This is a genomic window from Haliscomenobacter sp. (assembly GCF_041740695.1).
Taxonomy (GTDB): domain Bacteria; phylum Bacteroidota; class Bacteroidia; order Chitinophagales; family Saprospiraceae; genus Haliscomenobacter.
This window is the reverse complement of the sequence record NZ_JBGSLK010000139.1, coordinates 160,438-170,843: the sequence shown is the minus strand read 5'-3', so window position 1 is coordinate 170,843 and position 10,406 is coordinate 160,438. Positions and strand designations below refer to the sequence as shown.

Here is a 10,406-nt window from a genome sequence, read left to right as displayed (position 1 = left end):
GAGAGGACGATTTCTTGGCTCATGTGGTCAAGAAGGCTCTCCCTTGATTACGAAGCCGACACCAGAACTAGTGAGACTTTTGTTTTGATTGCTAACATTCATCTCATATTGAGAAAAACGTAATTTTTTACAGGCTCTTAGCTTATTGGTAAAATAAAAAGTGCATTTTAGCTCGTCATATTTTTTGTAATTCACTGAAAAAAAACGTCTTAACAAGTGGTCGTATATTCAATTCGCGACTTGGAAAAACTTTCGGGGATCAAAGCACACACGATCCGCATCTGGGAGCAACGTTATGGAGTCATCGCTCCTAAGCGCACCAAGACGAATATCCGCTACTATCAGGACGATGACCTCAAGTTTTTGCTCAATGTATCCCTGCTCAACAAAAATGGCGTTAAAATTTCCAAGATCGCCAAAATGTCGCGGCAGACAGTAGCCGAAAAAGTGGCTTCCATCGCCGAAATCAACTTCGAAAACAGCACCCAACTCGACGCCCTCACCCTTTCGATGATCGAAATGGACGAGCAAAAATTCGACCGCATCGTCTCAATGAACATCCAGCAACTGGGTTTTGAACGGACGATGCTGGAGGTGATTTATCCCTTTTTGGACAAGTTGGGCGTACTCTGGCTGACGGGATCCATCAATCCGGTACAAGAAAACTTCATCAGCTACCTCATCCGCCAAAAAATCATTGTCGCCATTGACCAGGAGCCCATTCCACAGGGCAAACAGGTCAAAAAATTCATCATTTATTTGCCCGAGGGGGAAAAGCAGGAACTCACACTGCTCTTCATGCACTACATCCTCAAGTCGCGTCGCAACCACGTGCTCTACCTGGGGCAAGACATTTCAATAGCCGACCTGCGCGATGCCTGCAAAGTACACAAGCCAGATTTTATCTTCACCATGATCAGCGAAACCTTCGCCAAAGAACCTGTGCAAAAGTACGTAGACAAGCTGTCGGAGACTTTTCCTGAATGCCAGGTTTTGCTGTCGGGTTATCAAGTGGTGGCGCAAAAGGTAACTGCACCGCACAATGTACGGGTGTTGCGGAGTTTGGATCATACGCTGGAATTTTTGGAGGTGGTGAAAGAAGTAAGTGCTAGACGAAGCACCACTGTGCTATAGGTTTATCCTTGCTTATCTTCCCAGTAGCCCCCGTTGATACACCTCTTCAAATTTATTCCGCAACAGTGCAATCAACCCCTCATCCATAAAGGCATATTCATCAGGAATGTACAGGCACACAATCTTTTTCTGCGCATAGTACTCCGGGAATTTTGCTCGAATAAAATTGCGATGGCCCTTCTCCATCACCACGATGGCATCCGCCCAATCCAACAAATACTCGTCCAATACCTGATCCGCCAGCGGATGGGTGCCCGCTGATTGGACTTCAAAACGAACGTCATCCTGGTAGATTTTTTCAGCGGTCGCGCTGCGCATTCGGTTGGCTGTGCAGATGAAAAGGATTTTGCGCCGCTCAGCCATTCAAGTCCGCTTTTGCTTCGTTTAAAAAATACAACACCAGCCTTCGTTTGGTCTTGTCCTTCAGTAATCGTTTGAGCATATCATAATGTGCCCTGATGAAAAAGAGATCATTTCCAGTGCCCAAATTATAGGACAAAATTTGATTCTGGCTTAGTTTGGAGCTTTCGTAATCGCCTTTCAGGGTTTTGGTTTTTGCATCCCAACGGTATTGTACATTGGTCGAATCATTGAGGATGTAATCTCCATTTTCGCCGGATAAATAATACACCATCTTCAAAGTAACTGGATTCGTGTCGACGATTGTAGACTCCAGCCACCGTGCACGATAAGCTGGAATCATCGATAAATTTCCATTTTGCAATTCGCTCAAAACAGGCAATAGTTTGCCGTCTTCATACCGATAAAAATAATAATCAAACCACCAGATGCCAGTGCCACTGGCAAAGTTTTCCCTGTAATAAATTACTGTTTTTCCTTCCTCGTCCTGGTAATGTTCCATTTCTAGCCCATAACGATGAAAGATATGGTGCATGGAAATGCACTGGTTTTTACTGAAAAAATAAACATCTCCCTCCGAATTCATCGCAGGAACTTCAAAACAGATGGCGAATTGATCCGGCTGATTTTCATTTTTGTCAAATGGATGGAATGATGCATAAAGTTTTCCCTCATACACCTCACTACTGTCATAATCCGTGTGAAACTGCCGAGCCAGTTTTTCGTTGATGAGACCCTTTTTAGCTTCTCTCAAAAGCGTTTGATAATCAGATGCACTAAGTTTTACCGCCATGTTTTGCCGGCTATAAAACACCGAATCCGAATAATGCCTGGCCTCCTTCACCATCGGCTCAATCGGCAAACGCCCAATGCTATCCAAAAAACTTTCCAACTGTTTTTCGGTATACGCCATTGGCCGGGCATTTTCGTCAACGGGAGCTGCGCTCTGTTTGCAACCAGCAATGTAAAACACCCAAAAAAATAACACTACCAGATGATATAAATATGGTCGCATGAATTCTAGTTTGACAAATTGAATAACGCAACTAATTCCCTCCGGTTACACTCCGCAAATAAGCCCTGAAAGGGCGACATCCCCCAAAAACTGGGCATAGCCCGTTTTCCCTCACCGCATAAGCCCTGTCTGATCAAAAGTACAGGAAAAAAGAATACGCTTCCAATTGCCAGTGCGCTTCTACACCCCAAAGTGCGAAATCGCACGTTTTTTACTTTCAAAATCAAAATAATAAACTAAAAATCAACAATTTAAATTTGGCACACCTTTGGATTTTATTCCTACAAAAGAGCCAAAATGGATCGTGAACTCGCACCCGAAATCATCCGCAAACAACGCTTCAAAGGCTGGGGCATCGCCCTCGTAGCCATCCTCGTGCTAGGAGCAGCCTATTTTCTGCTCAGCAAAATCCTGCGCACCAACGTCCGCGCATCTGAACTCCGGGTGGTCGTGGCCGAGTTGGGTAGCGTCGAAAACACCCTGACTGCCAGTGGGGAGGTAATCCCGGCCTTTGAACAAGTACTCGCCAGTCCTATCCGCGCCAGTGTCAAGCAGGTGTTACTCAGCCCCGGAGCAGCGGTACGGCCAGGACAGCAAATATTGCTACTCGACAAATCACTATCCCTCATCGAACTCGAAAAGCTAAAAGACCAACTGGAACTCAAACGCAATGGGGTGGAAAAACTGAAGTTCCAACTGGAAAAAGACGCTCTGGACGCCGAGCTCGACAACCAGATCAAGGGCCTCAGTATCAACCGTCAGAAAGCCGAACTCGAAGATACCCGCCGCTTGTTCAAAGTAGGTGGCCGCACCCAGGAAGACGTCAGCCGCGCCGAAAATGCCCTCAAAATTTCCGAACTGGAAAAAGACAAACTCGAAAATCAGGTGCGCTACAACCGCCAAGCCAAAAGTACCAACCTGCGCGAATCCGAACTCCAAGTCCGCATCGAAGAAACGGGCATGAAAGAACTCCAGCACCAACTCAAAACCGCCGACATGGTGGCCGATCGCCCGGGCGTACTCACCTGGGTCAACGACAAAGTGGGCACCACCGTAAATGAAGGGGAGATGTTGGCCAAAATTGCCGATTTAAAAAGTTTCCGCGTCGAAGGTTCAGCCTCCGATGCCTATGCAGAACAAGTGCAAGTGGGGCTACCCGTGATCGTTCGCGTCAACGAAACCGACCTGCGTGGTATGATCACCCAAATCAAACCTGCCGTTGAAAATGACGTAGTGCAGTTTTCGGTACAACTCGACGACGCCCAAAATGCCATTCTGCGCCCTAGCATGAAAGTGGAAATTTTTGTGGTTACCAGCGACTCCAAACAATCGGTGCGGGTGGCCAATGGCCCGGCTTTCAATGGTAAAAAACGGCAAACGGTTTTTGTCCTGGAAAACGGCATTGCCCGGCGCCGCGAAATCGAAGTGGGGCTGTCCAACTTCGACTATGTAGAAATCAAAAATGGCATTCGCCCTGGCGAGCGCATCATCGTCAGCGATTTGAGCCGTTTTGAACACCTCCGCGAAATCACCTTGAAACCTTAATACCATGCATGTATCAATCACCCGACTGTTTTTGATTATCCTGGGGAGCATGGCCCATTGCTGGTCCATTGCGCAGGCACCCGCGCGTGCCCTGCGCCTGGACGCAGCCGTTGAACTGGCGCGCGGTCAATCCATCTCTGCCAAACAGGCGGCTACACAAAAAGAGACAGCCTACTGGCGCTGGCGCAGTTATCAGTCCGATTTCAAACCCCAATTGAGTTTGAGTGGATCGCTACCCAGCTTCACGCGCTCCTTTGTGGAGGTGACGCAGCCCGATGGCAACATTGCCTTTTTGCCTGTTTCCTTCAACAATTCTTCGCTCAATCTCGAACTGAGCCAAAGGATTTCGCGCACGGGCGGCACCGTTTTTGTTCAAAAGCAGCTCCAGCGTTTCGATAATTTTATCCAAAACAGCACCTTGTACAACGGAGTTCCTTTTGCCATCGGCATCCAGCAACCCCTCTCGCAGTTCAACGCCTGGAAATGGGACAAACAAACCGAGCCCCTCCAGTACAACGAGAGCCAACAGCAATACCTCGAAAACATGGAGCTGGTGGCCCTCGATGCCACAGTGTATTACTTCAACCTGTTGATTGCGCAAGTCAATTTACAAATTGCCCAAACCAACCTGAGCAGCAGCGATACTTTGTACAAAATTGCCAACCAAAAACTGGCTTTGGGTAAAATTTCGCAAAACGATCTCCTACAATTGCAACTCGGCGTGTTGAATGCGCAAAAAGATTTTGCCAGCGCAAACCAGGCCGCCGAAGTAGCCCAATTGCAGCTCAAAACCCACTTATCTTACCGGGGTGATGAAAAATTGGCCTTGGAAGTACCCACCCCTGGCCCGGCTTTCGCCGTTGATGCGACCAAAGCCAGCCAGGAAGCCCTGAACAATCGCGCCGATGCCATCGCCTTCAAACGCCGCCTGCTCGAAGCCTCTCGCGAGTTGAACCGGGCCAAAAGCGACAATGGCTTCAATGCTACCCTGAGCGCCGCTTTTGGCCTCAGCAACCGGGGCAATCAGCCGCTCGACATCTACCAAAAGCCGCAGGATCGGGAATTTATCCAATTGGAGTTTTCAGTTCCGCTGATGGACTGGGGCCGCAGCCGCTCGCGCACCGCTACCGCCAAGGCCAACTTGCAACTGACCCAACAAACCGTAGAGCAAGACCGCATGAGTTTTGAACAGGAGGTATTCACCCAGGTCACCCTGATGGGCATGTTGCAACAGCAGGTGAGCCTCAACGCCCGCGCCGATCAGATTGCGGCAGAGCGTTTCAAAATTGCTCAGGATCGCTTTTTGCTCAGCGACCTCAGCATCACCGACCTGAGTATAGCCATCCAGGAAAAAGACCGCGCCAAGCGCGATTACATCCTGGCGCTGCGCGATTATTGGCGAGCGTATTACACGCTGCGCTTGTTGACCTTGTACGATTTTGAACAAAACAAAAAAATCCAATAGCCATGATAAAGTTATCCGGCATCGAAAAAGTGTACCGCACCAGTTCCATTGAAACCTTGGCTCTGGACAACATCAATGTAGACATTCAAAAGGGCGAATTTGTCTCTATCATGGGCCCTTCGGGCTGCGGCAAAAGTACCTTGCTGAACATCATGGGTTTGCTCGACGAACCTTCCAAGGGTGAAGTGACCATCAATGAACGCCAACTGAAGGGGTATAAGGACAAGGAATTGGCCCGCATCCGCAACCAGGAGATTGGCTTCATTTTCCAAAGTTTTCACCTCATCAACGACCTCTCGGTTTTGGACAATGTGGAAATTCCACTCTTGTATCGCCCCGGCAGCGGCAGCAAGCGCCGGGAACTGGCCAAAGAAGCCCTGGAAAAAGTGGGCCTCAGCAACCGGATGAAACACTTCCCTACCCAGCTTTCCGGGGGGCAAAAACAACGGGTCGCCATCGCGCGCGCCATCGTAGGCCGCCCCTCCCTCATCTTGGCCGATGAACCGACCGGAAACCTGGACAGCAACATGGGCAACGAAATCCTGAACATCCTGCTCCAACTCAACCAGGAAGGCAGCACCATCATCATGGTCACCCACGATGAAAACATGGCCAAACGCACCAATCGCCTGATCCGTCTCTTCGACGGCCGCCAGGTTTCTTAGCCAACCCACAAGAATGGGTGTGAGTGTGAGTGTGAGTGTGATAGTGTGGGTGTGAAGCCTTTCATTCCTGCACGATTTCCGCCAACCCACGGATTTATCCGTGGGAGGCAACCATAAAGCCCCACCCCACGAATTTATTCGTGGGCTATTCACGGGGAAAAACATAGACTAATGCTAAGCAATTACATAAAAATCGCCTGGAAGGTTCTCCTCCGCAACCCCTTCTACACCTTCATCAGCCTCTTCGGCATCAGCTTCACTTTGCTGATCCTACTGGTGTTGAGCGCATTTTTGGATCACATGTTTGGAAGTCATTACCCGGAGCAACAGCGTTACCGGACCTTGTACATTCATTCCATTATTTTGAAGGATTCTTCACGTACTTCGATGATGAAAGGTCCGCTATCCTATAAGTTTTTGAAAAAAAACCTGAGCGCGCTGGGCGGTATCGAAGACTACGGCATCAGTTCCCTGTTCAAGACGACCAATGCTTATGTGGGTAGCAAACGCATCAAACTCATGGTGAAATACGCGGATCCCGGATTTTGGCGGGTGACGGATTATGAATTGCTAGAAGGCAAATTTTTTAATGAATCTGATATCGACCAGGGTCAGCACATCGCGGTGATCACCCAAAAAGTCCGCGACGAGTACTTTGGTGCCGGCGAATCGGTGGTGGGAAAACCGATTGAATTCAACGGGCTAAAATACCGCATCATTGGTATGATTAAAGGTGGGCCTGTAACCCACCCCTACACTTATTCGGACATTTTCCTACCTTACAATAGTCCCAAGAGTGAATACGAAAGTGACTCAAAAAACGGCTCTTACATTGGCATTATCCGGGCAAGCAGTGCGCGTGATTTTCCTGGCATCCAACGTGAATTTGATCAATTGACCCAAAGAGGCTTAAAATTCCCGTTTATGGAGGGGGGCATGCAAGTGGCACATTTGGAAGCCAAGGCTCAGCCCTTTTTAGCAGGTTTTATCTACGAGTTTTTTCAATCCGAAAGCACCGAAATCTTTTTCGCGGTCGTGTCGCTGTTTATGCTTTTGTTCATGGCTTTACCAGCCATCAACTTGATCAACCTGAACATCAGCCGCATCATCGAGCGTTCCTCGGAGATCAGCATCCGCAAGGCATTTGGGGCACCGTCCAAAACCATTTTATGGCAATTTGTGATTGAAAACGTGTTTGTCACCCTACTCGGGGCCATCATTGCGCTGGTTTTTGCCCAAATCATCCTGAGCATTTTTAACCGCAGTGGTTTGATTCCTTATGCAGTGTTGAGCGTCAACTACACGGTTTTTGGCATTGGTTTGTTTTTGGCATTGGTTTTTGGCCTGATGTCGGGGGTAATACCGGCCTGGCGCATGTCGAAACTAAAACCAGCCGAAGCATTGAAAAACAGTTAGCAGTCAGCCATCAGCATAGGCTAATAGCTGATTTGCACATTCACTCATCGACACATTCTAAACATATGATTCGGCATTTTTTCAAACTCATTTGGAACAAAAAACGCAGCAATGCTCTGCTGATCGTAGAAATACTGGTCGCTTTTTTGGTCCTTTTTGGCGTCATGAGCCTGATGGCTTACAACTACCAAAACTACGCACGCCCCTTGGGCTTCAAATACGAACAAGTCTGGTGCATCAACATCAGCTGGAATCAAGATACCGCCCAGATTGGGGAAAAACTCAAAAGCATCTACCAGCGCATCCGTTCCTACCCGGAGGTGGAAATGGCCAGCCGTACCAATGGCAATACGCCCTTTGCCAACAACCAGTCTAACCGCGGTGTCAAGTACAAAAACGTAAACATCCTGGGGGACATCTACGGTACCGACGAGCACTACGCCAAAACCTTGGGCATTGAAATAGCCGAAGGTCGTTGGTATACACGTGCAGATAAAGGGGCCAAACACACTCCCGCAGTGATCAACCAGGTGGCCAAAGAAAAAATATTTGGCAAGGACAATCCCCTAGGGAAAATCATTCAATTGGAAGGTGATGAACGTTGGAAAATTGTGGGCATCGTGGAAAACTTCAAACAACGTGGTAATTATCAACCCAACACACCTGCTTTTTTCAACCTGAGTGATTGGGACATGGGTTCCGTATTGGTCAAGGTGAAACCAGGAGTGGATGCCAATTTTGAGGCTAAACTCATGCGTGAAATTGGGAACATGCAGCCAGACTGGGTATTTGAATTGTCCTACCTCAAGACGCTACGCAAGTCCATGAACCAGCAGACCTCGATTCCTTCCCTCATTTTCAGCATTGTGTGTGGATTCTTTTTGCTCAATGTGGCCTTGGGGCTTTTTGGGGTACTCACCCTCAACATCGCCAAACGTAAGGGTGAAATTGGTTTACGCCGCGCCTTGGGGGCACCTGCACCCGCCATTACGGTGCATTTTGTAGGAGAAATGTTGGTGATTGCCACCATCGGGGTTTTGATTGGTCTGATTCTGGCCGTGCAATTTCCCTTGCTCAATGTATTTGATCTGGAGGCCAGTGTCTATGTGCTGGGCATGCTGCTCGCTACTTTGACGATTTACGTGTTGGTGACGCTTTGTGCGTTGTATCCGAGTATCCAGGCGTCGCGGATCCAGCCAGCGACGGCGTTACATGAGGAATAGAGGAAAAGGTTGAGGGAGGTTGAGAAGGTTTAGGCTACCGCAGCAATGTTGACATTGTCACCGTGCAAGTCGCTGCGGTAGCCTAAACCTTCTCAACTTTCTCAACCTACTCAACTATTTAGATTTTTTCCCGATCTTGCCCCAAAAAATAGCCCAATGGAAACAACCCAAACCCAACTCTACGATGCCCTCGGCGAACTGATCTACGCCCTGGCCAAGGTCGATGGCCTGGTCAACGAAGCCGAAATCAGCAAACTGGAAGAAGTACTGCAAAGCCATCCCTGGTCCAGCGAAATCAAATGGTCTTTTGATTACGAAAACCGTAAGGCCAACAGTGTAGATGAAGCTTATGCCAAAGCTCTACAAACCTGCAAAGATTTTGGCCCTTCCCCGGAATATACTTTTGTGATTGAAGTGCTCCAGGCGGTGGCTGAGGCAAGCGAAGGGACTAGTGTGCAAGAGTCAGGAATGATTGCGCGGTTTCAGGGGGAGTTGATGGAGTATTTTCAGGCGAATTGAGGGTCTTGAGATTTTTCACCCAATTGAATCATTGATGGGCTGGGATACACAAGTAGGAATACTGATAGAAAATGTAGTGGAGGAAAAAGAGGCCGTTATTGCTCTTTTTTTAAACAATCCGCCGTTGATTTATCCTCCATTTAAAGTTTATGAAAAGGAAATTGAGGAAAGTGTCGGTAAAAAACAAATTAACTAAAAAAATATGAGCGAGGAGCCTATACTGGAAGGAATTGTGACTGAACAGTTCTCTATTCTTCTGTATGAAGTTGAATGTTTTGATGGTCGGAAGTTAGTAGCTAGCCTTGGAAAAATAGTGATCTCTGGGGCAAAGCTATCTATAGGCGCAAGAGTTTTTGTAAAGCTAGTAGATAGGCCAAATTATGATGGAAAAATCCTAAATAAACTTGATTTCAAAATTAATGGTTGGGAAGGTTGGACAGACCAGCATGAACCTAAACTATAGTAGTTAAGAAGTGAAGAGCTGTTTAAGCTACTTTGACTTTCCTTTTCGAAGCGCTAAAATCAAATTGATCAAAAACAATAGTTGAACGAATAAGAAAAGGAGCGCAGCAATCGCCATGATTTCGTCTGCATGTTTATACGTCCAGTAAGAGAATTGCGAAAAATAACTTCTGGGTACAACAACGTAGTATCGCCTAGGGACTCTTGCACTATTTTCAATCAACCACCGAATTATCCCGACATAAAAAATAGTTCCTAGCCCAACTGATCCAAACAAATGTATTTTTTGTAATGCTTTATTCCATTTAAATCCTATACTATAAAGTTTCCAATATAAAAAAAGATAAAAAAACATCAGTATTGGGTATCCTCCGTAGCTGATTGTTTTGACATATTGATCAATTGGATTGATTACATGTGAAACTTCTGAAATCACCACCCAGGCGATACAAAAGGCATTAATTCCTACAAAAGGCCACAACCGCCGGTGGTATTCCCAAAATGAAATGGAGGTCATCATTTGATTGTTAAAAACATAAGGCATCCAGAATTTTAACACCCTAACCGCTGTGATGGTTAGGGTGTTAAAATTCTGGATGCCT

Annotated in this window: 11 protein-coding genes; 9 read left to right on the top strand and 2 right to left on the bottom strand. The window is 47.3% G+C overall.

Annotated elements, in window-relative coordinates:
- The first annotated feature begins 216 nt into the window (after positions 1-216).
- The gene (locus tag ACEW9O_RS28775; protein WP_373553693.1) at positions 217-1,134 is read left to right on the top strand and encodes a MerR family transcriptional regulator; all 918 of its coding nucleotides are present in this window, start codon (positions 217-219) and stop codon (positions 1,132-1,134) included.
- Positions 1,135-1,146: 12 nt separating this feature from the next.
- Here the strand turns inward: ACEW9O_RS28775 and ACEW9O_RS28770 are convergent, their stop codons facing one another.
- A complete protein-coding gene (locus tag ACEW9O_RS28770; RefSeq protein WP_373553692.1) occupies positions 1,147-1,497 on the bottom strand; it encodes a low molecular weight protein tyrosine phosphatase family protein in 351 nt (116 codons plus the stop codon).
- Positions 1,490-2,509: a hypothetical protein gene (locus ACEW9O_RS28765; protein WP_373553691.1), complete on the bottom strand. Its 1,020-nt coding sequence runs from the start codon at positions 2,507-2,509 to the stop codon at positions 1,490-1,492. Before ACEW9O_RS28765 ends, ACEW9O_RS28770 begins: the two co-directional genes overlap by 8 nt.
- Positions 2,510-2,806: 297 nt before the next feature.
- Between ACEW9O_RS28765 and ACEW9O_RS28760 the strand changes: the two genes are divergently transcribed.
- The 8 genes from ACEW9O_RS28760 (at position 2,807) to ACEW9O_RS28725 (ending at position 9,805) form a co-directional block, all read left to right on the top strand.
- Positions 2,807-4,054 (top strand): efflux RND transporter periplasmic adaptor subunit, encoded by a 1,248-nt coding sequence (locus tag ACEW9O_RS28760; protein WP_373553690.1) that lies wholly within the window; start codon positions 2,807-2,809, stop codon positions 4,052-4,054.
- A gap of 4 nt (positions 4,055-4,058) precedes the next feature.
- A complete protein-coding gene (locus ACEW9O_RS28755; RefSeq protein WP_373553689.1) occupies positions 4,059-5,519 on the top strand; it encodes a TolC family protein in 1,461 nt (486 codons plus the stop codon).
- Positions 5,520-5,521: 2 nt separating this feature from the next.
- Positions 5,522-6,184 carry an ABC transporter ATP-binding protein gene (locus tag ACEW9O_RS28750; protein ID WP_373553688.1) on the top strand — a complete coding sequence of 221 codons (663 nt, stop codon included), beginning with the start codon at positions 5,522-5,524 and terminating at the stop codon, positions 6,182-6,184.
- Between the two features lie 171 nt (positions 6,185-6,355).
- On the top strand, positions 6,356-7,600 hold the full coding sequence (locus ACEW9O_RS28745; RefSeq protein WP_373553687.1) for an ABC transporter permease: 1,245 nt from the start codon (positions 6,356-6,358) through the stop codon (positions 7,598-7,600).
- A gap of 65 nt (positions 7,601-7,665) precedes the next feature.
- On the top strand, positions 7,666-8,823 hold the full coding sequence (locus ACEW9O_RS28740; RefSeq protein ID WP_373553686.1) for an ABC transporter permease: 1,158 nt from the start codon (positions 7,666-7,668) through the stop codon (positions 8,821-8,823).
- A gap of 156 nt (positions 8,824-8,979) precedes the next feature.
- Complete coding sequence (locus tag ACEW9O_RS28735) at positions 8,980-9,342, top strand: TerB family tellurite resistance protein (RefSeq protein ID WP_373553685.1); 363 nt, start codon at positions 8,980-8,982, stop codon at positions 9,340-9,342.
- 34 nt (positions 9,343-9,376) lie between these two features.
- Positions 9,377-9,538 carry a hypothetical protein gene (locus ACEW9O_RS28730; RefSeq protein WP_373553684.1) on the top strand — a complete coding sequence of 54 codons (162 nt, stop codon included), beginning with the start codon at positions 9,377-9,379 and terminating at the stop codon, positions 9,536-9,538.
- 6 nt (positions 9,539-9,544) lie between these two features.
- Positions 9,545-9,805: a hypothetical protein gene (locus ACEW9O_RS28725; RefSeq protein ID WP_373553683.1), complete on the top strand. Its 261-nt coding sequence runs from the start codon at positions 9,545-9,547 to the stop codon at positions 9,803-9,805.
- The last annotated feature ends 601 nt before the right edge of the window (positions 9,806-10,406 follow it).

Coding starts and splice junctions, on each gene's coding strand:
- ACEW9O_RS28770 (WP_373553692.1), bottom strand. CDS start 1,497: ATGGCTGAGCGGCGCAAAATCCTTTTCATCTGCACAGCCAACCGAATG.
- ACEW9O_RS28765 (WP_373553691.1), bottom strand. CDS start 2,509: ATGCGACCATATTTATATCATCTGGTAGTGTTATTTTTTTGGGTGTTT.
- ACEW9O_RS28760 (WP_373553690.1), top strand. CDS start 2,807: ATGGATCGTGAACTCGCACCCGAAATCATCCGCAAACAACGCTTCAAA.
- ACEW9O_RS28755 (WP_373553689.1), top strand. CDS start 4,059: ATGCATGTATCAATCACCCGACTGTTTTTGATTATCCTGGGGAGCATG.
- ACEW9O_RS28750 (WP_373553688.1), top strand. CDS start 5,522: ATGATAAAGTTATCCGGCATCGAAAAAGTGTACCGCACCAGTTCCATT.
- ACEW9O_RS28745 (WP_373553687.1), top strand. CDS start 6,356: ATGCTAAGCAATTACATAAAAATCGCCTGGAAGGTTCTCCTCCGCAAC.
- ACEW9O_RS28740 (WP_373553686.1), top strand. CDS start 7,666: ATGATTCGGCATTTTTTCAAACTCATTTGGAACAAAAAACGCAGCAAT.
- ACEW9O_RS28735 (WP_373553685.1), top strand. CDS start 8,980: ATGGAAACAACCCAAACCCAACTCTACGATGCCCTCGGCGAACTGATC.
- ACEW9O_RS28730 (WP_373553684.1), top strand. CDS start 9,377: ATGGGCTGGGATACACAAGTAGGAATACTGATAGAAAATGTAGTGGAG.
- ACEW9O_RS28725 (WP_373553683.1), top strand. CDS start 9,545: ATGAGCGAGGAGCCTATACTGGAAGGAATTGTGACTGAACAGTTCTCT.